Source organism: Achromobacter sp. NPDC058515 (genome assembly GCF_042721735.1).
Classification (GTDB): domain Bacteria; phylum Pseudomonadota; class Gammaproteobacteria; order Burkholderiales; family Burkholderiaceae_B; genus Achromobacter.
In genome coordinates, this window is record NZ_JBHXNI010000026.1 from 1 (window position 1) to 23354 (window position 23354).

At 67.1% G+C, this 23354-nt stretch carries 19 protein-coding genes and 6 tRNA genes; 6 read left to right on the forward strand and 19 right to left on the reverse strand.

Annotation, left to right across the window (positions count from 1 at the left end; genetic code table 11):
* Together ACFWP0_RS28720 and ACFWP0_RS28725 are read left to right on the forward strand one after the other, a co-directional pair.
* Positions 1–2370: DUF748 domain-containing protein (locus ACFWP0_RS28720; protein WP_377848056.1), on the forward strand; the 2370-nt coding region annotated here is incomplete at its 5' end.
* A 64-nt stretch (positions 2371–2434) separates the two neighbouring features.
* On the forward strand, positions 2435–3313 hold the full coding sequence (locus ACFWP0_RS28725; RefSeq protein WP_377848058.1) for a dienelactone hydrolase family protein: 879 nt from the start codon (positions 2435–2437) through the stop codon (positions 3311–3313).
* Between the two features lie 185 nt (positions 3314–3498).
* On the opposite strand, the gene ACFWP0_RS28730 is transcribed toward ACFWP0_RS28725, so the two are convergent.
* A complete protein-coding gene (locus ACFWP0_RS28730) occupies positions 3499–3924 on the reverse strand; it encodes a hypothetical protein (protein WP_377848060.1) in 426 nt (141 codons plus the stop codon).
* A gap of 244 nt (positions 3925–4168) precedes the next feature.
* On the opposite strand from ACFWP0_RS28730, the gene ACFWP0_RS28735 reads away from it, so the two are divergent.
* Complete coding sequence (locus ACFWP0_RS28735; RefSeq protein ID WP_377848062.1) at positions 4169–4672, forward strand: peroxiredoxin; 504 nt, start codon at positions 4169–4171, stop codon at positions 4670–4672.
* Positions 4673–4756: 84 nt separating this feature from the next.
* Positions 4757–6157 carry an MFS transporter gene (locus tag ACFWP0_RS28740; RefSeq protein ID WP_377848064.1) on the forward strand — a complete coding sequence of 467 codons (1401 nt, stop codon included), beginning with the start codon at positions 4757–4759 and terminating at the stop codon, positions 6155–6157.
* A gap of 10 nt (positions 6158–6167) precedes the next feature.
* Here the strand turns inward: ACFWP0_RS28740 and ACFWP0_RS28745 are convergent, their stop codons facing one another.
* The 9 genes from ACFWP0_RS28745 to ACFWP0_RS28785 form a co-directional block, all read right to left on the reverse strand.
* The gene (locus tag ACFWP0_RS28745; protein WP_377848115.1) at positions 6168–7040 is read right to left on the reverse strand and encodes an EamA family transporter; all 873 of its coding nucleotides are present in this window, start codon (positions 7038–7040) and stop codon (positions 6168–6170) included.
* Entirely contained in the window at positions 7037–8056 is a 1020-nt protein-coding gene (gene bioB, locus ACFWP0_RS28750; protein ID WP_377848065.1) for a biotin synthase BioB, read from the reverse strand. The genes ACFWP0_RS28745 and bioB overlap by 4 nt, the downstream gene beginning before the upstream one ends.
* A 249-nt stretch (positions 8057–8305) precedes the next feature.
* Positions 8306–9820, reverse strand: coding sequence for a PAS domain S-box protein (locus ACFWP0_RS28755; protein WP_377848067.1), 1515 nt, complete (start codon positions 9818–9820; stop codon positions 8306–8308).
* A gap of 189 nt (positions 9821–10009) precedes the next feature.
* Positions 10010–10086: transfer RNA gene (locus tag ACFWP0_RS28760), tRNA-Asp, on the reverse strand.
* Positions 10087–10158: 72 nt separating this feature from the next.
* Positions 10159–10234 (reverse strand) — tRNA-Glu (locus tag ACFWP0_RS28765).
* 34 nt (positions 10235–10268) lie between these two features.
* Positions 10269–10344, reverse strand: a tRNA-Ala gene (locus tag ACFWP0_RS28770).
* Positions 10345–10449: 105 nt separating this feature from the next.
* Positions 10450–10526: transfer RNA gene (locus ACFWP0_RS28775), tRNA-Asp, on the reverse strand.
* 80 nt (positions 10527–10606) lie between these two features.
* Positions 10607–10682, reverse strand: a tRNA-Glu gene (locus ACFWP0_RS28780).
* A 35-nt stretch (positions 10683–10717) separates the two neighbouring features.
* Positions 10718–10793 (reverse strand) — tRNA-Ala (locus ACFWP0_RS28785).
* Between the two features lie 389 nt (positions 10794–11182).
* Here ACFWP0_RS28785 and ACFWP0_RS28790 point away from each other — a divergent pair.
* Complete coding sequence (locus ACFWP0_RS28790; protein WP_377848068.1) at positions 11183–12238, forward strand: aldo/keto reductase; 1056 nt, start codon at positions 11183–11185, stop codon at positions 12236–12238.
* 7 nt (positions 12239–12245) lie between these two features.
* On the opposite strand, the gene lnt is transcribed toward ACFWP0_RS28790, so the two are convergent.
* The 5 genes from lnt to miaB form a co-directional block, all read right to left on the reverse strand.
* Entirely contained in the window at positions 12246–13874 is a 1629-nt protein-coding gene (gene lnt, locus ACFWP0_RS28795) for an apolipoprotein N-acyltransferase (protein ID WP_377848069.1), read from the reverse strand.
* Complete coding sequence (locus tag ACFWP0_RS28800; protein WP_377848071.1) at positions 13871–14761, reverse strand: HlyC/CorC family transporter; 891 nt, start codon at positions 14759–14761, stop codon at positions 13871–13873. The genes lnt and ACFWP0_RS28800 overlap by 4 nt, the downstream gene beginning before the upstream one ends.
* A 154-nt stretch (positions 14762–14915) precedes the next feature.
* Positions 14916–15389: an rRNA maturation RNase YbeY gene (gene ybeY / locus ACFWP0_RS28805; protein WP_377848073.1), complete on the reverse strand. Its 474-nt coding sequence runs from the start codon at positions 15387–15389 to the stop codon at positions 14916–14918.
* On the reverse strand, positions 15379–16401 hold the full coding sequence (locus ACFWP0_RS28810) for a PhoH family protein (protein WP_377848074.1): 1023 nt from the start codon (positions 16399–16401) through the stop codon (positions 15379–15381). The genes ybeY and ACFWP0_RS28810 overlap by 11 nt, the downstream gene beginning before the upstream one ends.
* Positions 16398–17837, reverse strand: coding sequence for a tRNA (N6-isopentenyl adenosine(37)-C2)-methylthiotransferase MiaB (gene miaB, locus ACFWP0_RS28815; protein ID WP_377848075.1), 1440 nt, complete (start codon positions 17835–17837; stop codon positions 16398–16400). Before miaB ends, ACFWP0_RS28810 begins: the two co-directional genes overlap by 4 nt.
* Before the next feature lie 169 nt (positions 17838–18006).
* Here miaB and ACFWP0_RS28820 point away from each other — a divergent pair, with 169 nt between their 5' ends.
* Positions 18007–18774, forward strand: a complete 768-nt coding sequence (locus ACFWP0_RS28820) for a phosphatase PAP2 family protein (protein ID WP_377848077.1) — start codon at positions 18007–18009, stop codon at positions 18772–18774.
* Between the two features lie 71 nt (positions 18775–18845).
* Here ACFWP0_RS28820 and ACFWP0_RS28825 read toward each other — a convergent pair whose 3' ends face one another.
* The 4 genes from ACFWP0_RS28825 to secD all read right to left on the reverse strand — a co-directional run bounded on the left by ACFWP0_RS28825 (position 18846) and on the right by secD (position 23276).
* On the reverse strand, positions 18846–19556 hold the full coding sequence (locus tag ACFWP0_RS28825) for an alanyl-tRNA editing protein (RefSeq protein WP_377848079.1): 711 nt from the start codon (positions 19554–19556) through the stop codon (positions 18846–18848).
* A 79-nt stretch (positions 19557–19635) separates the two neighbouring features.
* On the reverse strand, positions 19636–20313 hold the full coding sequence (locus ACFWP0_RS28830; protein ID WP_377848080.1) for a VOC family protein: 678 nt from the start codon (positions 20311–20313) through the stop codon (positions 19636–19638).
* 93 nt (positions 20314–20406) lie between these two features.
* Positions 20407–21342, reverse strand: coding sequence for a protein translocase subunit SecF (secF, locus tag ACFWP0_RS28835; RefSeq protein ID WP_377848082.1), 936 nt, complete (start codon positions 21340–21342; stop codon positions 20407–20409).
* Positions 21343–21395: 53 nt separating this feature from the next.
* Positions 21396–23276 (reverse strand): protein translocase subunit SecD, encoded by a 1881-nt coding sequence (secD, locus tag ACFWP0_RS28840; protein ID WP_377848083.1) that lies wholly within the window; start codon positions 23274–23276, stop codon positions 21396–21398.
* Positions 23277–23354 lie beyond the last annotated feature (78 nt).

Below are 23354 nucleotides of genomic sequence, written 5' to 3' on the forward strand. Positions count from 1 at the left end.
GCCGCGGCCCCTGCGCCCGCCGCCACACCGGGCTCCCCCGCCGCCGCCACGTCGGCCCCTGCCGCGCCGGATTCCCCCGCCGCCGCCGCGCCCGCGCCCCAGCCCGCCGCGCCCGGCGAATGGAAGGTCACGCTCGACGCCTTCAACCTGCATGAAGGCGAGGTCTACGTCACGGACGCGATCAGCAAGCTGGACTACGCGATGACCGGCCTGGCCGCCACCGTCGAGGGCGTGGCGCTGCCCCAGGCCCCGGACCAGCCCATCAACCTTTGGCTGACCATGGACAACAGCGCCGACGGCGGCTGGCTGCGCGCCAAGGGCCCGCTGGTGATCAAGCCGCTGTCGCTCGAACTGGGCGTGCGCCTGGGCAACGTGGCCCTCGCGCCCCTGGCGCCGGCCGTGCGCAACGCGGCGCCGATCGTGCTGCTGGACGGCCGGCTGGGCGCAAGCGCGCAGGTCCACGTGCGGGAAAAGAACGGCGCGGTGGATGTGTCCGCCACCGCCGTGCAGGCCGACCTGACGCAGTTCAAGGCGCGGGACGAATCGCTCAAGCCTGCGGTGGACATCGCGTTGCAGACCCTGCGCGTGACCGCCGACCGCCTGGCCATGGGGCCCGGCCAGAGCAACTTCACGCTGGCGGCCGCCGGCATACAGGGCAACGGCAAGCTGGACCTGCAGGGCGCCTTCACCCCGCAGCCATTGACCGTCAAAACTGCCGTGGACCTGTCCGGACTGAACGTCGCGTCCTTCGCCCCGTACGCGGCCTCCCGCCTGAACGCCACGGTGCGCGCCATCACGCTGGGCGCGAAGGGCAACGCCGAGTTCACGGCCGCCGCCGGCAACGCCCCCATGAAGGCCGCCTGGAAGGGCGGCGTCGAAATCACGGATGTCGACCTGCAGGACCGGGTCAACAAGGACGACTTCCTGAACTGGAAGCGGCTGGGCTTTTCCGGCATGGACGTCTCGGTGGCGGGCGACAAGATCGGCGCCCGGCTGGGCGACATCGCCCTGGAAGACTTCTACGGCCGCGTGCTGCTCAACGCGCAAGGCCGGCTGAACGTCATGGACCTGGTGGCGGCGCCGGGCCAGGCCGGCGGCTCCATTACGCAGGACACCCAGAGCCCGGCCGGCGCCACGCCGCCGCCCGCCGAGCCCGCTAAGGGCGGCGGCGCGGCCATGCCGGACATCTCCGTCAACAGCGTGACCCTGAACCGCGGCCGCATGACCTTCACCGACCGCTTCGTGAAGCCCAATTATGTGGCGGAGCTGTCCAGCATCGAGGGCGGCATCACCGCCGTTTCGTCCACCAATCCCCAGCCCGCCAAGGTCAAGGTCACGGGCCGGGTCTACACGACCGCGCCCCTGTCCATCAGCGGCGTCGTGCAGCCCTTCGCCAAGTTCCTGTCGCTGGACCTGAAGGCGTCCGCCAAGGGCGTGGACCTGCCGCGCTTCAACACCTATTCCGCCAAGTACGTGGGCTACCCGATCAAGCGCGGCAAGCTGTCGGTGGACCTGCAGTACAAGATCAAGGACCGCGCCCTGCAGGCCACCAACCATGTGGTGCTCAACCAGCTCACCTTCGGCGACAAGACCAACAGCCCCGACGCCACCAAGCTGCCGGTGCTGCTGGCCGTGGCCTTGCTGAAGGACTCGCGCGGCAACATCGATATCAACCTGCCCATCTCCGGCTCGCTGGACGACCCCGAGTTTTCCGTGGGCGGCATCGTCGTGCGCGTCCTGCTGAACCTGGTGGTCAAGGCGGTCACCTCGCCCTTCAGCCTGCTGGCGTCGGCGTTCGGCGGCGGCGAAGAGCTGTCCTATGTGGAATTCGCGCCGGGCAGCGCGGTGCTCACCGAAGACACCATGCAGCGCATCGACACCTTGACCAAGGCGCTGGTGGACCGCCCCGCCCTGAAGATGGACATCAGCGGCCGCGCCGATCCCAAGACCGACATCGAAGGCCTGCGCCAGGCCTGGGTCGACACCAAGATCCGCGCCGCCAAGGCCGCCGCCACCGCGCCGCGCGGCAAGAAGCCCAATCCGGCCGGCGCCGAGGTCACGGGCGCGGAACGTGCCAAGTACCTCGAAGAGGTCTACGACGACACGGACATCAAGGACAAGCCGCGCAATTTCATCGGAATGGCCAAGTCCGTTCCGGCGGCGCAGATGGAGGAGATGCTGCGCGGCGTCGCTCCGGTCGGCGAGGACCAGTTGCGCCAACTGGCGGATGCCCGCGCACAGGCGGTTTATGAGAAGTTGCAAGCCCAGGAAGGACTCGCGGATCGTGTGTTCATCGTTGCCCCGCAACTGGACGCCGATGGCATCAAGGACGAGGGGCAGCCCTCGCGCGTGGACTTCTCCCTGAAGTGAACTTGGCGGGCCGCAGAGGACGCAGGGCGTCCCTCCGGACTTGTCTTATTCCAGGAGATTCTCGATGAAAGATCAGGACGCGCAGTTCGACAGCCTGCTTCCGCCGCTGCGGCTGGACCGGCGTGGCTTCATCGCCACCACGGTGGCGGCGGGATTCTCGCTGGCCGCAGGCCCGGCCGTCGCGCAGACCGCCATCTCCACCGACGCCAAGGGGCTTTTGGCGGGCAAGGTCGACATCCCCACCCCGGACGGCAAGATGCCTGCGTTCCGCGCCGCGCCAGAGGGCAAGAAAAACCTCCCCACCCTGATCGTGGTGCAGGAGATCTTCGGTGTGCACGAATACATCCAGGACGTATGCCGCCGGCTGGCCCACCACGGCTACCTGGCCATCGCGCCGGAACTCTATGCGCGCCAGGGCGATCCCTCCAAATACACCGAGATCCCCAAACTGCAGGCCGAGATCGTGGGCAAGGTGCCGGACTCCCAGGTTCGAAGCGACCTGGACGCCACCGCCGCCTGGGCAGCGGCCAACGGCGGCGACCCCGACAGGCTGGGCATCCTGGGCTTCTGCTGGGGAGGCCGCCAGGTCTGGCTGTACGCCGCGCACAACTCCAAGCTGAAGGCAGGCGCCGCCTGGTACGGCCAGTTGGCGGGCGAGCCGAGCGAACTGAAGCCCAAATCCGCGCTGAGCGTCGTGAACGACCTGAAGGCCCCGGTCCTGGGCGCCTACGGCGGCAAGGATGCCGGCATCTCCCAGGCCGACGTCGACCGCATGCGCATCGAACTGGCCAAGGGCCCGGCCGCCGCCAAGGCTTCGCGCATCGACATCTACCCCGAAGCCCCGCACGCCTTCCACGCGGACTACCGCCCGTCCTACCGCAAGGCCGAGGCCGAGCAGGCCTGGACCAGGATGCTGGACTGGTTCAAGCAAAACGGGCTTTGACCGCATTCGGCGGCGGGCCGGTGTCTGACACCGCGGTCGGTGTCTGACACCTACGGGCGGGTCGGTGTCTGACACCTACGGGGCATCAGCGCGAGATGGGGTGTCTGACACCTTCTTTCTGGGGTGTCAGACACCTTCTTTGCTCTGCCGGGCGCCTCAAGAACCATCCCCCGTCAATCGCAAACCTATCGCGCCTTCTCTCCCGGCAAGCCATCACTGACCTCCGCCAGCGCGTTCTTCATCTCCTCATACCCGATCACCCGCTCGTTCTGAAAGCTCCCCAACACCCCCCGGCAGCCATCCACGCCCGAACGCTTCATCTCATCCATCATCGTCTTCCCCTGCGCCAGCCCCTTCTGGTACAGCGCGTCATACCCTCCCGCGGAAAATTCATACTCCGCGGCGTACCGCTGCAGGTTCTTGCGGGCCGTGGCCTGATGCTGCGCCAGGTCGGGTTCGGAGGCGCCGCAAGCGCGGGCAGCGCCATTGGAGGCGCCCGCGGCAACGACGAAGGAATCGAATTGGGCCTGTTCGGCGGCGTCCGGAGCCGCCCAGGCCGGGGCGGCGGCGGCCAGCGCCCAGGCCAGCCCGGTGGTCAAGATCTTACGCATCGAAAAGCCTCCCTATGAAGCCCCCCGGGGCCGCATCCAGCACAGCCGCGGCGGGCGATGGTTACCACGGCATTATGGCAACCACCCGTTTCCGGGCCGTGTAGCGGCCGTGTTGAGTCGTTTCAGACTGTGCATCTTCTTTTCCCCGCCCGCCGAAGGCTGCAGCGCGGCTCCGCAGGAACTATGATGGTGCCTGTGAGGCGATCCTGCCTCAATGCATTGCCCCTCATTCCTGGAGATCTACATGACGATCAAAGTCGGCGACCGCGTGCCGGATGGCACCCTGACCGAATTCATCGAAACCGAAACCGCCGGCTGCTCGCTCGGTCCCAACGCGTTCCAGGTCGCCGACCTGACCCGCGGCAAGACCATCGCGCTGTTCGCCGTGCCCGGCGCCTTCACGCCCACCTGCTCGGCCAAGCATCTGCCCGGCTACGTGGAACAGGCCGCTGCCCTGAAGGCCAAGGGCGTCGATGAAATCTGGTGCGTGTCCGTCAACGACGCCTTCGTCATGGGCGCCTGGGGCCGTGAACAGAAGACCGAAGGCAAGGTCCGCATGCTGGCCGACGGCTCCGCGCTGTGGACCAAGGAACTGGGTCTCGAACTGGACCTGATCCAGCGCGGCATGGGCGTGCGCTCGCAGCGCTACTCGGCGCTGATCGTCGACGGCGTGGTCAAGCACCTGAACGTGGAAGCACCCGGCAAGTTCGAAGTCAGCGACGCCGCCACGATGCTCTCGCAGGCCTGACCCGCGTAGTTCCCGTTATACCGCTCAACGCGCGGGCCGCCCTGGCGGCCCGCCGCGCCACCGCAAGCAGCGGTTGCCGACGCCATGCTCTCCACCATCTCATCCTTTTCGTCGCTCTATTTTGCGACCTTGCTGATGCTCATCGGCACAGGTCTGTTCAACACCTACATGGGCTTGAGGCTGACCTCCCAATCGGTCAGCGAGGTGTGGATCGGCGCCCTGATTGCCGGCTACTACCTGGGCCTGGTGTGCGGCGCGCGGCTGGGGCACAAGCTCATCATCCGCGTCGGCCATATCCGGGCGTTCGTCGCGTGCGCGGCCATCGCCACCAGCATGATCCTGGCCCAGACGCTGGTCGATTCCATGCCGATGTGGCTGGTGTTCCGCGTCATTTCCGGCATCGTGATGGTGACCGAATTCATGGTCATCGAGAGCTGGCTGAACGAGCAGACCGAAAACCACCAGCGCGGCCGGGTGTTCTCCGTCTACATGGTCGTCTCCGGCCTGGGCACCGTGCTGGGGCAGCTGGCCCTGACCGCCTACGCCACGCTGGACCTGCGGCCGCTGACCCTGGTGGCCATGTGCCTGGTGCTGTGCCTCGTGCCGCTTGCCGTCACGGCCCGTTCGCACCCGCCCACGCCGCTGCCCGCGCCGCTGGACATCCGCTTCTTCATGCGCCGCGTGCCGCTGTCCATGACGGTGCTGTTCGTGGCGGGCAATCTTTCCGGGGCCTTCTATGGCCTGGCGGCCGTCTACGGCGCCAAGCATGGTCTGTCCACCTCGCAGGCCGCCATCTTCGTGGCCGCCGCCGTCACGGCGGGCCTCCTGTCGCAATGGCCCATGGGCTGGCTGTCCGACCGCATCAACCGCGCCGGCCTGATCCGGTTCAACGCCTTGCTGCTGGTGGTGCTGCCCACGGTCATGTGGGGCTGGATCACGCTGCCCTACTGGGCGCTGGTCGCCATGTCCTGTGTCTTTGGCGTATTGCAGTTCACCCTCTATCCGCTGGGCGCGGCGTTTGCCAATGACCACGTCGAATCCGAGCGCCGCGTCAGCCTGTCGGCCGTGCTGCTCATGACCTACGGCGTGGGCGCCTGTATCGGCCCCATGGTCGCGGGGCTGATGATGTCCCTGGCCGGCCCCAGCATGTATTACGTCTTCATCTCGGCCTGCGCCGTGATCCTGGTCTGGCAGGTGCGCCCCACGCGCGTCACCGGTGCGCACCAGGTGGACGAGGCGCCCACGCACTTCGTGGCCATGCCCGACACCCTGCAGAGCTCGCCCGCCTCGGCGGTGCTGGATCCGCGCGTGGATCCCGAAAACGACCTGGCCATGGAAATGGTGCAGCCCGACGCGTCGGCGGCTCCCCCGCCGCCGACCGAGCCCGAACCGGCCCGCGCGGATGCCGGGGCGCAAGACGCCGCGGCGGCGGACCTTTCCGGGGAATCCGCCGAGCCCGAGCGCCAGGTCCGCACCGGCACCTGAGGCGGCGTCCTTACCAGGGCGCCATCAGCAGGATGGCGCACAGGGCCAGCGCGATGCCCAGGATGTTTAACCGCGTCAGCGGTTCGCGAAACGCCAGCGCGCCGACCAGCGTGCCCAGCGTGATCACCCCCATGTTCATCGACGCGAACACCAGCGCGGGATGCTCGGGCAGGGACTGGTGCGCGCGGATGTAGGTCAGGATATTGCCGAAGTTGGCCAGGCCCAGCGCCACGCCGGCCGCCAGATGCCGGGCTTGCCAGCGCACCCGGCGCCACAGCAGATAGGCCAGCATCAACGCCCCTGCCAGCACGAAGGCCAGCAGCAGTCCGCCGGCGAAGGCGGTGCCGCTGCGCGCCATCTGCTTGAACAGGATGTCGATCACGCCGTAGCCGGCCCACACCACCAGCGGCCACAGCCACATCGCCCGGCGATCCGAGGGCGCGCCGGCGCCGGACGCCTGCGCCCGGGGCTGGCGCAGCAGGCAGTACAGGGCGCTGAACGCCAGCAGGATCGCCGCCAGCTTGCGGCCGCTGACCGGTTCGCCAAACAGCAGGAACGCGGCCAGCAGCGGAATGAAGAGCGACAGGCGCTGCGCCGCGTCGCTGCGCACGATGCCGGCGTGCCGCAGCGCCGCCGCCATCGCCAGGAAGACGCTGGGCAGCAGCACGCCCAGCGCCGCCAGCACGAGCCAGGGCGTCTGCGGCGCCAGCAGGCGCGCGGGGTCCGGACGCAGCACGGTCCAGCAGAGCAGGGCGGCCACGGCGTAGTTCATGGCGATGGCCTGGCGCACGTCCACCTGCCAGCGCCGGGCCAGCTTCAGCAGCACGGCCACGGTGACGCTGCAGAAAACGCTCGCGGCCAGGTACAGCAGGCCGGGAGTCAGCGGCACGCGGTGGTCTCGTGGTGCGTATGCGGGGCCGCGTCGATCCGCATGCCCAGGCGTTCCAGCAGGCGCTGGTCGGCCTCCATCTGCGGGTTCGCCGTGGTCAGCAGGGCGTCGCCGTAGAACATGGAGTTGGCGCCGGCCATGAAGCACAGGGCCTGCAGCGCGTCGTCCATGGCTTCGCGGCCGGCGGACAGGCGCACCGCCGCGCGCGGCATGGTGATGCGGGCCACGGCGATGGTGCGGACGAATTCGAACGGATCCAGCGCCTCGACGCCCGCCAGCGGCGTGCCTTCCACCTGCACCAGGTTGTTGATCGGCACGGACTCGGGATAGGGCTCCATGCTGGCCAGCTGGGCGATCAGGCCGGCGCGCTCGCGCCGGGATTCGCCCATGCCCACGATGCCGCCGCAGCACACGTTGATGCCCGCATCCCGCACGCGGTCCAGCGTGTCCAGGCGGTCCTGGTAGGTGCGCGTGGAAATGATCTTGCCGTAGAACTCCGGCGAGGTGTCCAGGTTGTGGTTGTAGTAGTCCAGCCCGGCGTCCTTCAGCTGCTCGGCCTGGCCTTCGCGCAGCATGCCCAGCGTGACGCAGGTTTCCAGGCCCAGCGCCTTCACCGCGGCGACCATCTCGGCCACGGCGTCCAGGTGGTGCGGCTTGGGGCTGCGCCAGGCGGCGCCCATGCAGAAGCGCTGCGCGCCGCCAGCCTGGGCGGCGCGGGCCGCGGCCACGACCTCTTCCAGCGGCATCAGCTTGTCGGCATCCAGGCCGGTGTCGTAGTGCGAGGACTGCGGGCAATAGGCGCAGTCCTCGGGACAGCCGCCGGTCTTGATCGACAGCAGGCTGGACAGCTGGATGGCGTTCGGATCGAAGTGGGCGCGGTGGGCCTGCTGGGCCCGGTACACCAGGTCCATGAACGGCAGCTCGTAGAGCGCCATGATGTCGGCGGCGCTCCAGGCGGGGGCGGGCAAACGCTTGGGCGCCGTCGGGACGGGGATGTAGGCGGTCTGCATGGTCGGGCTCCTGTCGGTCTTACTGGGATCGCGCCGCTAGGCCATTGAGGCAAGGGCAGGATCGGCGGATCGTAAGAACCTGGGCAGGGTTTGCGCAATGCGTGCCGCAAGTCCGGATTTAGGCGCGCATTGGGTGGTCGTTCAAAGAAAAAGGCCGCTTTTGAGCGGCCTTGATGGCTAACTCGGCGTCATCTTCGGCGACGCCGCATGCCTGATTATTTTGATTCAATTTGTAAATTCAGGGGTCTCTCACGGCTTGGGCCGCTTGTCCCGCGCGCGGGCGTGCTCATGTCCCGTGATGCCGCGATCGCGCGCCCAGACGATGGCGGCGCTGCGCCGGTGCACGCCGATCTTGCTGTAGATGGTGGCCACGTGGTTGCGCACGGTGTTGCGGGACAGCTTGAGCGTCTTGGCGATGCCGTCATCGTCATGGCCCTGGCACAGCAGTCCCAGCACCTCGCGTTCGCGCGAGGTGAGCTGCGCCAGCTCCGCGACGTCGCGCGTGGCGGGCGCGGGCTCGCGCAGTTGCGCCAGCTTCTCGATGATGCCGCGGCTGAACCACGAGGTGTCCTGCATGACGGCCTCGATGGCCGTGAGCAGTTCGGTCTCGGACCGCTTGCGCTCGGTGATGTCCTGCATCACCAGCAGCACTCGCCGCTGGCCGCCGATCATGACGGGTTCGGCCGACACCAGGCAGTCCAGCTCTCCGCCATCCAGCGCCGTCAGCGTGGCCTCCCGGTTGCGGGCGCTCTCGCCGCGCTTGAGGCTGGCGATCATGCCTTCGTAGGGGCGCAGGCCCAGTTCGGCAAGCTCCCGGTCGCCGTCGATTTGCGTGGCGGCGCCTGTGGCCGCCGAGTAGGCCTCGTTGATCTCCAGCACGTTCATGGTGACGCCGTCGCATACGGCCATGGGCACGGGCGCCAGGCGAAAGGCCTTGGAGAAGCGTTCTTCGCTTTCGCGCAGCGCAACCTCGATGCGCTTGCGGGCTTCCAGATCGATGAAGGTGAACAGCATGCAGGGCTCGTCCTGCATGTCGATGGGCTGGCCGGCGACCATCACGAATTTGGCGCCGCCATCGGGCAGTTTCACCACGCCTTCGCGCTGCGCGATGGTCTTGCCATCGTTGAGCTTGGCGACGGCCGCCTCCTTGTCCTCGCCGCCATCCAGCACATCCAGCTCGTAGGCGGATTTGCCCAGCACCGCTTCGCGCGTGTAGCCCGTCATTTCCAGGAATCCCTGGTTGACCTTTACGTAGCGCAGGTCGGACAGGCGGCAGATTAGCGCGGGGGCGGGATTGGCGGCGAAGGTGCGCTCGAAGCGCTCTTCGGCGTTGATCTGCCCGGTCTGGTCGTGCAGGATCAGCACGCGGTAGCGGACGCCGTCGTTGTCGTCTAGGTTCAGGCCGCTCGCGCGGATATGGCGCAGGAATTCCTCGTCGTCCTTGCGGGCCAGGTCCAGCAGCAGCTCTTCGAATTCCTCGGCGTCCGCCAGGCGGTCCAGCGGATATTGGCGCGCCGGCACGCGATGATGATTGCGGTAGGTGAGCGCGTAGCGCTTGCGGTAGCCGGCGGGCGTGCCGCCCAGCTCATCCAGATCCTCCGCGCCGTGCAGGCTGAGCGCGCTGGCGTTGGCCCAGCCGATCGAGCCGTCGGCCTCAAGCAGGATGATGCCTTCGTGCAGGCCCGCGATGATGCTTTGCAGGTGTCGGCGGTGTGCTTGGGGTGCGGCGTCGTTGGGGGTCACGTAGGCCTCTTGTCTTCGCATGGCGTATACGTACAGGATGACGGCGCGCCGCCACGCTGTCCAGAGGGCAAAACGGACGAGACAGAGGGAAGGGGGGAGTGCGCGGGGCCCGCGCGCGGATGGGCAGGCGCAAAAGCAAAAAGCTCCGGAATCCGGAGCTTTTGATGGGCGCGGCTGAAAGCGGCGACTTGCGTAAAGCACAAAGTGCTTTGGCGGAGCGGACGGGGCTCGAACCCGCGACCCCCGGCGTGACAGGCCGGTATTCTAACCAACTGAACTACCGCTCCGCAGCGGCTTTACTGAACTTCAATACTACACTGCGGTGTCAAGGCAGCTTGGTGCTACATACCAGATGAAGCTGGCGTCCCCTAGGGGATTCGAACCCCTGTACTCACCGTGAAAGGGTGATGTCCTAGGCCTCTAGACGAAGGGGACCTGAACGAACAACTTTACTATCGTACTGCTTTACTGGTGGAGGTAAGCGGGATCGAACCGCTGACCTCTTGCATGCCATGCAAGCGCTCTCCCAGCTGAGCTATACCCCCAGGGATCCCTGATGCCCCAAACTTCAGACAACAAGGTCTCACACTCTATAAAAGCAAAAAGCCCCGAAAACGGAGCTCTTGAAAGACTCTGAGCGAGAGAGCTTTTGGCGGAGCGGACGGGGCTCGAACCCGCGACCCCCGGCGTGACAGGCCGGTATTCTAACCAACTGAACTACCGCTCCGCAGCGGCTTACTCAACTACTTTGTCACTTCAACTGCATCTATTTACTGCTTCTTTTACTGCATACTGCTGCCAGTGAACTGGCGTCCCCTAGGGGATTCGAACCCCTGTACTCACCGTGAAAGGGTGATGTCCTAGGCCTCTAGACGAAGGGGACTTAGGACTTGCCGTACTGCTTTCTTCGCTGTTGACTGGTGGAGGTAAGCGGGATCGAACCGCTGACCTCTTGCATGCCATGCAAGCGCTCTCCCAGCTGAGCTATACCCCCGTTTCTCTAATCAATCCGTTCAACGTTTTACGAACTGGAACCCACGTTTTATGGTGCGTTTTTTCGTAGTTCGTTGCCGGTTTTGTTTAGTGCCGTTGGCGAAGAAACGAGATTATGCACGAACTGAATTAGGTGTGCAAGTCGCTTCATGGCAAAAAGCCAAAAAGTTGCGAAAAAAGAGGGTTGGAACGCTTGAATCGGCGGCTTTTCAGGAGGTGGCGGGAGTCAGCGCTGCATGGCGATTGGTGCAGAATCCAGCAAAATCAAAGAGTTGTGCGGATGCTATCGTAAACAGAAATTTTTTTATTCGTCCGTGTGGTTTTTCGTAAGGAAACCGGCGGAATTTGCCTTCGCACAGGCAAAGGACATCGACACATGAGCGCGATTCCATGAGCAGCAAAACCTCCTTTCCCACCCGCGCGCTGGGCCGCAGCGGCATGGACATCACGCGCATCGGACTGGGCGCCTGGGCCATGGGCGGCAACGGCTGGGCGGTGGGTTGGGGCCCGCAGGACGATTCCGACTCCATTGCCGCGATCCGGCTGGCAGTGGACCGCGGCATCAACTGGATCGACACCGCCGCGGTGTACGGGCTGGGCCACTCCGAGGAGATCGTGCGCCGCGCCCTGGCGCAGATGGCGCCGGACGAGCGCCCCTACGTCTTCACCAAGTGCGGCCTGACGTGGTCCGCCGAACAGCCGCAGGCCATGCCGCGGCGCACCGGCGCGCCGGCCAGCATCCGCCGCGAAATCGAAGACTCGCTGCGCCGGCTGGGCGTCGAGCGCATCGACCTCTACCAGATGCACTGGCCCGCGGGCGACGGCACGCCGCTGGAAACGTACTGGCAGGAACTGCTGGACCTGAAGCAGGCGGGCAAGGTCAGGGCGGTCGGCCTGTCGAACCACAATCTTGCGCAGCTCCAGCATGCGCAATTCCTGGGCCACGTGGACACGCTGCAGCCGCCGTTCTCGGCGATCCAGCGCGCGGCGGGCAGCGACCTCATACCGTGGTGCGCGGCAAACGGCACGGGCGTCATCGTGTACAGCCCGATGCAGTCGGGCCTGCTGACCGGACGCTTCAGCGTGGAGCGCGCGCAGGCCTTGCCAGAGGACGACTGGCGCGCGCGCCATGCGGAATTCATGCCGCCCAATCTTGAGCGCAACCTGGCGTTGGCCGATGCTTTCAAGCCCATCGCCGAGCAGCACGGCACGACCGTCGCCGCCGTGGCGGCGGCCTGGACGCTGGCGTGGCCAGGCGTGACGGGCGCCATCGTGGGCGCGCGCAGCGCCGCTCAGGTCAATGGCTTGCTGGGCGCGGCGGAACTGGAACTGGATGCCGACGACATGCAGGCCATCGCGGATGCGATCGAGCTGACGGGCGCGGGCGCCGGCCCGCTGCGCCCGCCCGACGAGAACGGCTCCTTGCCCGCGAACCTGTTCGCGTGAAGGCGGATCAGGCGCGGCGCGACTTGCGTCCGCTGCCCACCGCGGCGATGAGCGCCAGCCCGATCAGGGCCAGCGCGGTCTTGTCGCCGAAACGCGCATAGGGCGTCAGCCCCGTCATCCCCTGCACCGACACCGGCAGCACGCCCGCTTGCAGCGGCGCGAGCTGGGCGGCCACGCGGCCCCGGGCGTCGATGGCGGCGGTAATGCCGGTGTTGGTCACCGTGAGCATGGGGCGCGCGGTTTCGATGGTGCGCAAGCGCCCGATCTGCAAATGCTGGCGCAGGGCCCAGGTGTCGCCGAACCAGCCGAGGTTGCTGACGTTCACCAGGATGGTCGCGCCCGGTTCGCCGTTGGCGCCGGGCTGCAGCGCCGGCAGCAGGTCGGGCCCGAACAGGTCTTCGTAGCAGATGTTGAACGCGATGTGCTGGCCGCCCACGGCGAAGGGCGTCTGGCGCTCGGCGCCGCGATCGAAATCGCCCAGCGGAATGTTCAGCATGTTCACGAACCAGTGGAACCCGGGCGGCACGTATTCGCCCCAGGGCACCAGATGGCGCTTGTCGTAGCGCATGGCGGGGTTGCCGGCCACGAGCTGCTCGACCGGGGTGTTGCCGTCAAAGCCCATGACGCTGTTGGTGTAGCGGTCGCGGCCGTTCACGCGGTCATGCAGGGGCACGCCCATCGCGATGACGGCGTTGCGCCGCGCGGCCAGGTTGCGCCAGGCTTCCCATACGCGCGGGTCGAGCTGGTCCTGGAAGATGGGCAGCACGGTCTCGGGCAGGATCACCATTTGCGGGGCAGGGGCGCCAGGAGCCGGCGGCATGGCCGTCAGGTCGAAGTGGCGCACCAGGCTTTGTTCGAGCAAAGCGGGGTCGAACTTCTGGGATTGTTCGATGTTGCCCTGGACCAGGCGCACGTTCAGCGGATCGCCCACGGGCGCGGACCAGCCGATGCGCGACAGCGGCCAGCCGGCAGCCGCCAGGGCCACGGCAACGCCCGCGGCCAGGGCATGGCGCGAGCCGAGGCGGCTCTTTCGGGAGGGCTGCCACAGGCTGGCGAGGGCCGCCGCGACGAAGGCGGCCAGGAACGCCATGCCATGCACGCCCAGCAGCGGCGCCCAGCCGGCGATCGGGCTGTCGACTTGCGCATAGCCGATGTTCAGCCACGGGAACCCGGTGAACAGCACGGCGCGCAGCCATTCGAATGCGGCCCACAGTGCCGCCCAGGCAAGGGTGCCGGACAGGATGCGGGACGGCGTGGAATCGGATGCCAGCGGCGCATAGCGCCGCGTCAGCGCGCTGGCGCAGGCCGGGAACAGCGCCAGGAAGGCCGACAGCGCCAGCACGGCGGCCACGGCCAGCGGCGCGGACAGGTCGCCGTAGCGGTGCAGGCTGATGAAGATCCAGTACAGGCCCAGCGCGTAGCTGGCAAAGCTGAACAGCCAGCCACGCATCCATGCCTGCCTGGCGGACGGCGCATACAGCGTGACGCGGGCAAGAATGGCCAGCGCCAGGATCTGGGTGATGGCGAGCGCCCAATCCGGCAAGGGGCCGGGCGCGAAAGTCAGGGCGTGGACGGCGCCCGCCAGCACCAGGCCGGCGGCGCCGCGCAGGATTCGGCCGCGCGGGGTGCTGCTCATTCGTCGGCGGCGGGGCGGTCGGATTGGGGCGCGGCGTTGCGCTTGACGCGCAGCCAGATGGCGCGGCGCGCGTCGCCGCGCGCCACTTCCATGCGCAGGCCGTCGAATTCGGCATAGTCGCCGCGGCGCGGAATGCGGCCGAGCTGGCCGCCCATCCATCCGCCGACGCTGTCGTATTCATCGTCCGGCAACTGGCAGCCGAACACCTCGTTGAAATGCGAGATGTCGGTGGCGGCCAGCACGCGCCATTGGTTTTCGCCTTCGGGGAAGATGGAGTCTTCCTCGGTTTCGTCGAATTCGTCTTCGATGTCGCCGACGATCTGTTCCAGCACGTCTTCCATCGTGACCAGGCCGGAAATGCCGCCATGCTCATCGATGACGATGGCCTGGTGGTTGCGGCTGGCGCGGAACTCATGCAGCAGCACGTTCAGGCGCTTCGATTCCGGGATGAACACGGCGGGGCGGACCAGCGTGCGCACTTCGATGCCGGGTTCCAGCATGCAGCGCAGCAGATCCTTGGCCAGCAGGATGCCGATGATGTTGTCGCGGTCGCCTTCGTAGACGGGGAACCGCGAATGCGCGGTCTCGATCACCGAGGCCACCAGGTAGGGTAGGGGCTGCGTGACGTCCAGCAGGTCCATGCGCGAGCGCGGGACCATGATGTCGCCGACGGTGCCTTCGGACACGGCGAGCGCGCCCTTGATCATCTTGTACGACTCCGCGTCGAGCAACTGGCGTTCGTGCGCGGCTTCCAGAATGGCCTTGATGCCTTCGCGGTCCTCGGGCTCACGGCGCACAAGGGAAAGCAGGCGGTCTAGAAGGGATTTGGTGGCGGGTTTGGCTGAGCGAGCAGGGGTCGCTTCGGGAGCAGGGTAAGGGTCAGACATCGTCCGGGAGGACAAGTTATGGAGGGCCCAGCATAACCGAAACTGGCTTCCAATTTGTAACGCGACCCCTGAAAATGGGTGCAACCGACGCGATCTGCGCCTTGCTGCACGCCATTTTCGGGCAATTTCTCAGGGTAGACCCCGATGGCCGCAATCAGGGGGCGACGTAGGGGTCCGCGATGCCGATCGCGGCCAGGGTGGCGGTTTCCAGCGCCTCCATGCGCCTGGCGTCGCGGGCCTTGATGTGGTCATAGCCCAGCGAGTGCAGCACGCCGTGGATGGTCAGGTGGGCGGCATGGTCCAGGAGCGCCTTGCGCTGCTCGCGGGCCTCGCGCGCCAGCACCGGCACGCACATCACGATGTCGCCGCGCGCCACGCCCAGCGGGTCCACGCCGTACTCGAACGTCAGCACGTTGGTGGCGTAGTCGCGGCCGCGGAAGTCCCGGTTCAGGCGCCGGCCTTCGGCCGTGCCCACCAGGCGCAGGCTGAGCTCGGCGGCCGAGAAATCGACCAGGCCGTCATCCGCGGCGGCGGCCAGCGCGCGCTCCGCCCAGCGGCGCAGGCGCCAGCGGGGCAGGCGGGCTTCTTCCACCCCGTACTGGACGGACAGGGACAGCTCAGGCTTCATTTTCGGAGGCGCGTTCGTAGGCGTCGACGATGCGGGCGACCAGGGGATGGCGCACGACATCGCGGCTGGTGAAGCGGGTGGTGGCGATGCCCTGCACGTCATGCAGCACCTTCACCGCGTGGGCCAGGCCGCTGTCCTGTCCGCGCGGCAAGTCCACCTGGGACGGGTCGCCGGTGATGACGGCCTTGCTGCCGAAGCCGATCCGGGTCAGGAACATCTTCATCTGCTCGGGCGTGGTGTTCTGCGCTTCGTCCAGGATGACGAAGGCGTGGTTCAGCGTGCGGCCGCGCATATAGGCCAGCGGGGCGATCTCGATGGTCTGCTTCTCGAACAGGCGCTGCACCTTTTCGAAGCCCATCAGGTCGTACAGCGCGTCGTACAGCGGGCGCAGGTACGGGTCGACCTTCTGCGCCAGGTCGCCGGGCAGGAAGCCCAGGCGCTCGCCGGCCTCGACGGCCGGACGGGTCAGCACCAGGCGCTGCACCGTGTCGCGTTCCATGGCGTCGATCGCGCAGGCCACGGCCAGCCAGGTCTTGCCGGTGCCGGCGGGGCCGACGCCGAAGGTGATGTCGTGCTTGAGGATGTTGTTCAGGTAGTCGCGCTGGCGCGGCGTGCGCGGACGCAGGTCGCTGCGCTTGGTGCGCAGGGCGACGCCGTCGCTTTCGTCGTCCAGGGCGGGCAGCGGGTCGATCTCCTGCGCCTCTTCCTTCAGCTTTTCTTCCTGGCGCCCCACGCCGATCTCGACGAGGCCCAGCTGGATGTCGTCCACCGACAGGGCACGGTGCACCGCCTGCTCGTGGAAGCGGCGCAGCACCCGCCCGGCCAGTTCGGCCAGCTCGCCTTCAATGGTGACGCGGCTGCCGCGGCGCGACAGCTTGACGCTCATGCCGTCGGCAAGCTGGCGCAGGTTCTCGTCCAGCGGCCCGCAGAGATTGGCCAGGTGGGTGTTGTCGCCGTCCAGGGTCACGACGGCGGGCATGCTGCGACGGGCGCGGGAGCGGGGAGTGGTCATTCAGCCTCTTGGGAAGTGCGGTCCACGTCGGCCACGCGGGCGCGCAGCGAATTCGTGTGCGCCTCGGTGATGACGACGTCGACCATTTGTCCGATGAGCCGCGCGGGCGCGGGGAAATTCACGATGCGGTTGTTCTCGGTGCGGCCCATGAGCTCGTTCGGGTCGCGGCGCGAGGGGCCTTCCACCAGCAGGCGCTGGCGCGTGCCGATCATGTTGCGGGCAATGGTTGCCGCCTGCTCGTTGATCAGCGCCTGCAGGCGCTGCAGGCGGCGCAGCTTCACGTCCTGCGGGGTGTCGTCGGCCAGGTCGGCGGCGGGCGTGCCCGGACGGCGCGAATACACGAACGAGAACGAGGTGTCGAAACCGACGTCCTCGATCAGCTTCATCGTCTTCTCGAAGTCTTCTTCCGTTTCGCCGGGAAAGCCCACGATGAAGTCGGAGGACAGCGTCAGGTCGGGACGCGCGGCGCGCAGGCGGCGCACCACGGACTTGAATTCCAGGGTGGTGTAGCCGCGCTTCATGCCGGCCAGCACCCGGTCGCTGCCCGCCTGCACCGGCAGGTGCAGGAACGAGACCAGCTTGGGCAGGCGGGCGTAGGCGTCCACCATGCGCTGCGTCATTTCCTTGGGGTGCGAGGTCGTGTAGCGGATGCGTTCGATGCCCGGGATCTCGTGGACGTATTCCAGCAGCATGGCGAAGTCGGCGATCTCGTCCGAGTCCGCCATGCGGCCGCGGTAGGCGTTCACGTTCTGGCCCAGCAGCGTCACTTCCTTCACGCCCTGGTCGGCCAGGTCGGCCACTTCGATCAGCACGTCGTCGAACGGGCGCGAGACTTCCTCGCCGCGCGTATAGGGCACGACGCAGAAGCTGCAATACTTGCTACAGCCTTCCATGATGGAGACGAACGCGGTGGCGCCGTCGACCCGCGGGGGCGGCATGTTGTCGAACTTCTCGATTTCCGGGAAGCTGATGTCCACCTGCGAACGGCCCTCGTCGCGGCGGCGCTTGATCAGGTCGGGCAGGCGGTGCAGCGTTTGCGGGCCGAACACCACGTCGACATAGGGCGCGCGCTTGACGATGGCCTCGCCTTCCTGGCTGGCCACGCAACCGCCCACGCCGATCACCAGGTTCGGATTGGTCTTCTTCAGATGCTGCACGCGGCCCAGGTCCGAGAAGACTTTTTCCTGCGCCTTCTCGCGCACCGAACAGGTGTTGAACAGGATGACGTCAGCCTCTTCCGGGTTGTCCGTCAGCTCCAGCCCCTGGTCGCCGCGCAGCACGTCGGCCATCTTGTCCGAGTCGTACTCGTTCATCTGGCAGCCGAAGGTGCGGATATACAGTTTGCGGGGGGAGCCGGCGCCGGCATCGGCGGGGGGCAGGGCGGCGTTGCCGCCGTCGCGAGGGGTGTCCACGCGCTTGAGGGAGGTTTCTTGCATGATGGGCGCCGTGACGGGTGTAGATCCCGGGGGCTGAATGGTAGGAAAGAAGGAATTTTAACGCTTGCGAGAAAATTGTTTCTTGGTCTTGCGCCCGGCCGCCGTTACGATATACGGCTGGCCGTATTTCAGGCCGCCGTAATTTTTATCAATTCTCCGAGCGGTACCGATGAATTCCAATCGCCTGACGCCTCCGGTAGCCGCTCCCGTAATCGATGGCGGGCCGGGCGCGCATGCCCTCGACAAGTTCCGCAACCCCTATTCCCCGTCGGTCTGGGCGCTACTGGGCTGCGCCCTGGCGCTGACGGCCGGCGCCTGCGCGCTGTGGGTGGACCTGCCCTTGGCCATCTGGATCCAGAAATCGGTGTCGGATGGCGTCGACGAGTCCTTCGAATGGGTGGGCGAAATGGGCGAAAGCGGCCGCTACATCGGCGTGGCGCTCGCCTTCTATGTGATCGGCCTGGTCGGACTGGCGCGCGGCTGGCGCAACCCGGTGCGGATGAGCTTTGCCGCGATGGCGCGAGGCAGCCTGCTGATGCTGTCCACCCTGGCGGTCGGCGGGCTGATCGTGCTGGTGCTCAAGCGCACGGTGGCGCGGGCGCGCCCCGAGCTGTTCTTCGAGCAAGGGGTCTACGGCCTGGGCGAGTCCTTTTCGCGCGTCCAGCAGTTCAATTCCTTCCCTTCCAGCCACACCTATGCCGCCTTCGCCGTGGCCGTGGTGCTGGGCATCCTCGCGCCGCGCTGGCGGTGGGTGTTCCTGCTGCTGGCGGCGCTGGTGGCCATGAGCCGCCTGGTCAACCTGGACCACTACCTGTCCGACGTGGTGACCGCGGCCGGCATCGCCGTGCTGGTCGGGCACGTCCTGGCGCCGCGGGTGCTGTCCAGCAAGTATCAATGGCCGCTGCGCGCGCCGTGGAACTGGTGGAAGAAGGCGTAAGCCTGCGCACCGGAAACGAGCAGGGCCGCGAGCGCGGCCCTTTTTTTATGGCGCGAGCCGGGCAGGGCGCTTCAGGCGAAGCCGACGACCACGCGGCGGTTGGTCCGGCTTTTTTTCTCGATCTTGGTGACGACCACGGCGCCGATCTCGCCGGTATTGGCCACATGCGTGCCGCCGCAAGGCTGGCGGTCCACGCCGGGAACCTCGACGATGCGGATCGTGGCGGCGCCGGCCGGGGGCGCGGCGCCCACGGTGCGCACCAGGTCGGGCTGCGCCGCCAGTTCTTCCGGCGTGATGCCGGTGATGGCGACATCGGCGCGGGCGCTGATCAGGGCGTTCAGGCGAGCCGTCAGGTCGGTTTTCTCAAGCGTGGATTCGGGCAGGTCGAAGTCGATGCGCGCGGAATCCGGGGAAATGCTGCAGCCGGTCACGGGCGCGGGCACCAGGGAGCCGAGCAGATGCAGACAGGTGTGCAGGCGCATCAGCCGGTGGCGGCGCGGCCAGTCGATGGCGACGGTGACGCGGTCGCCGACCTGCGGGGCCGCGTCGGCGTCCAGCACATGCAGGATGCGCTGGCGGTCATCGGCGTAGACGGTGTCCGTCAGCGTCAGGACGCGGCCGTCCGCCAGGGTGAGCGTGCCGCTGTCGCCCGCTTGTCCGCCGCTGCGGGCATAGCAGACGGTTTCGTCCAGTTCGATGCCTTCGGGGTGGACGGCGATGACGGTGGCCTCGCACTGGCCCAGATAGGGTTCGTCGTCGAAGCGCTTGCGGGTGGCGGGCATGGGATGTCTCCGGATCGGATGGTTTTCCAAGGGGGAAGGGGCGTTGCCCGATTGGCCGGTGTCGGCGCGCCGGGCGCGCTCAAGCCAGGGTCTTGAGCCCCTGCGCGGTTTCGATTTGCGCCCTGAGGCGGGGCGGGCCGATGGCCTGCTCGATGTCGATCAGGGTGTCGGTGCCCATCCAGGCCAGCCCCTGCCGCAGCAGCGAGGCCTGGGGATGGCTGCCGGTCAGGCGCTTGAGGGTCAGCGCCTGGCGCGGCAGGCTGACGCCCGGGTAATCGTCCACGTCCCATTGGATCAGCGTGGGCAGCAGGCCGTCGCCGGCCTCGTGGCCGGCTTCGCGCCAGGCGGGCAGGCTGCCGTCGTCGGGCACGGTCAGGCGCCAGCGCAGGTCGCCGCGCGTCATGGGGACGACGGGCGCGATGCGGTCCGGGTGTTCGGCCTGCATGCGCGTCAGGTCCAGGGGCGCCTCGACCCGCGCCGCCCAATGGGCCAGGAAGGGGCCTTGCTCCAGGCGCGCCCGCACGGCGCCATGGTCCAGTCCGAACCAGCGAGGGCGGGAGGGCGGGGGCGCGTCCGGATCGATGGCGATCACTTCCAGGTAGACGCCGCCCGCCATGCCCAGCACCCGGTTGTGGGTGCCCATGCGCGGGTGGGCGCCGCCGCCCTGTGGCGCGATGCCCAGGATGCCGGCGACATATTCCGTACCGCTGGCAAGGTCCGCCGCGGCGATGACGATGTGGTCGATGGTGAGTTTCATGGTGTGGTCATGGTAACGAATTGGCTTCCAACCGGCGAACCAAATGAAAAACCCGTCGCGAGCGACGGGTTTTGTATTGAAGCCCTGGAGGGATCAGGCGGCCTCGCCTTCTTCGCCGTCCTTCTTGACCGGCTTGATCAGGTCTTCGCGCTTGACGCCCATCCACATGGCCAGCGCGGCGGCGACGAACACCGACGAGTAGATGCCGAACCAGATGCCGATGGTCAGCGCCATGGCAAAGTAGTGCAGGGTGGGGCCGCCGAAGAACAGCATGGCCAGCACCATCATCTGCGTCGAACCGTGGGTGATGATGGTCCGCGAGATGGTTTGCGTGATGGCGCTGTTGATGACTTCATGCACGTCCGCCTTGCGGTACTTGCGGAAGTTCTCGCGGATCCGGTCCATGATGACCACGGATTCGTTCACGGAGTAGCCCAGCACCGCCAGCACGCCCGCCAGCACCGACAGCGAGAATTCCCACTGGAAGAAGGCGAAGAAGCCCAGGATGATCACCACGTCGTGCAGGTTGGCGATCACGCCGGCGACGGCGAACTTCCATTCGAAGCGGAAGCCCAGGTAGACCATGATGCCCACGACCACGACGAGCAGCGCCATCAGGCCGTTGTGCAGCAGTTCCTGGCCCACTTGCGGGCCCACGAATTCGACGCGGCGCAGCTCCACGCCGGAATCGGCGGTCTTGAGCGCGGCCATGACGGTCTCGCTCTGGGTGGCCGAGGTCTGGCCTTCCTGCAGGGGCAGGCGGATCATGACGTCGTGCGAGGTGCCGAAGTTCTGCACCTGGAAGTCGGTGTAGCCCAGCTTGGAGACCACGCCGCGCACGTTTTCAAGCTGCGCCGTCTGGGCGTAGTTGACTTCCATGACCGTGCCGCCGGTGAATTCGATCGACAGGTGGAAGCCGCGCGTGACGATGAAGAACACCGCCAGGACGAACGTGACGAGACTGATGATGTTCAGCACCAGCGCATGGCGCATGAACGGGATGGTGCGGTGAATCCGGAAAAATTCCATTTTTCGCCTTCGGTTCTTTTCTGTGGCGGACGGCGCGGGCCGTCCGCCCTATTTCAGTTTGCCTTCGGTTTCCAGACTTCGCCGATGGAGATCGTGGTGAGCTTCTTCTTGCGGCCGTAGTACAGGTTGGCCAGCGCGCGCACACCCACCACCGACGAGAACATCGAGGTCAGGATGCCCAGGCAGTGAACCACCGCGAAGCCCCGGATCGGGCCCGAACCGAAGGCCAGCAGCGCCAGGCCCACGATCAGTGTGGTGAGGTTCGAGTCAAGAATCGTGCCCCACGCGCGTTCGAAGCCGTGATGGATGGCCTGCTGCGGCGAGGCTCCCGCCCGAAGTTCTTCGCGTATGCGTTCGTTGATCAGCACGTTCGAGTCGATGGCCATGCCCAGCGTCAGCGCGATGGCCGCGATGCCCGGCAGGGTCAGCGTGGCCTGCAGCATGGACAGCAGCGCCAGCAGCAGCAGCACGTTGAAGGTCAGGCCGATCGTGGAGAACACGCCGAACAGGCGGTAGTACACGATGATGAAGACGGCGATGGCCAGGAAGCCGTACAGCGTCGAATAGAAGCCCTTCGAGATGTTGTCCGCACCCAGGCTCGGGCCGATGGTGCGCTCTTCGATGATGGACATCGGCGCGGCCAGCGCGCCTGCGCGCAGCAGCAGCGCGGTGTCGGCGGCTTCCTCGGAGCTCATGCTGCCCGAGATCTGCACCTGGCCGCCCGCGATTTCGCCGCGGATGACCGGCGCGGTGACCACTTCGCCCTTGCCGTTCTCGAACAGCAGGATGGCCATGCGCTTGTTGACGTTGTCGCGGGTGACGTCGCGGAAGATGCGGGCGCCCTTGGAGTCCAGCGTCAGGTGCACGGCGGCCTGCTGGGTTTGCGAATCGCGGCCGGGCTGGGCGTCCTGCAGGTTTTCGCCGGTCAGGACGACCTGGCGGCGGACCAGGATGGGGCGGCCGTCGCGGTCGTTGTAGCGCTCCAGGCCGAAGGGGACGCTGCCGCCCAGCAACGCGGCTTGCGCGGTGGGGGAGTCGTCGACCATGCGGATTTCCAGCGTGGCGGTGCGGCCCAGTAGTTCCTTGGCCTTGGCCACGTCCTGCACGCCGGGCAGCTGCACCACGATGCGGTCCGAACCCTGCTGCTGGATGACCGGTTCGGCCACGCCCAGTTCGTTGATCCGGTTGTGCAGGGTGTTGATGTTCTGCTTGAGGGCGGAATCCTGCACGCGGGTGACCGCGGCCGGGTTCAGGGCGGCCATCAGCAGCTGCTTGCCGTTTTCTTCGCGTTCGGTGAATTCCAGGTCGGGCAGGCGCGTGCGCAGGGTCGAGATGGCGCGGTCGCGGTCGTCCGTGTTGGCGAAGGTGGCGGCGATGCCCATGCCCGAGCGTTCGACGCCGGCCACGTTGATCTTCTGGTCGCGCAGCACCGAGCGCACGTCCGCGGACAGCGAGTCGTAGCGGGCGGTCAGGGCGCCCTGCATGTCGACTTGCAGCAGGAAGTGCACGCCGCCGCGCAGGTCCAGGCCCAGGTACATGGGCTTGGGGGCGAACCAGCCCAGCGCGCGCATCCAGGGAGGCGAGGCGGGCAGCAGGTTCAGCGCCACGGTGTAGTGCGGATCGCCGGGGACGGTGTTGAGGGATTTTTCGATCAGGTCGCGGGCCTGCAACTGCACGTCGGTGGACGGGAAGCGGGCGCGCACGGTGCCGAGGGTGCCGTTCAATTCGAAATAGGCCCCTTCGTGGGGGATCTTGGCGTCCGCCAGGATCTGCTCCACGCGGCTCAGCATGGCCGGGTCGACCTTGACGGTGGCCTTGGCGCTGGAAACCTGGACGGCGGGGGATTCGCCGTAGAAATTGGGAAGCGTGTACAGCAGGCCAATGATGACCGCGACCAGGACCGTAATGTACTTCCAGAGGGGATAGCGGTTCATTGCCGGCTACTTCATGTAAAAGAGATGAAAGGGCCGCCCGGGCGGCGAGCGCGGCGGGCGGCGGTAGGCGCCATCAAG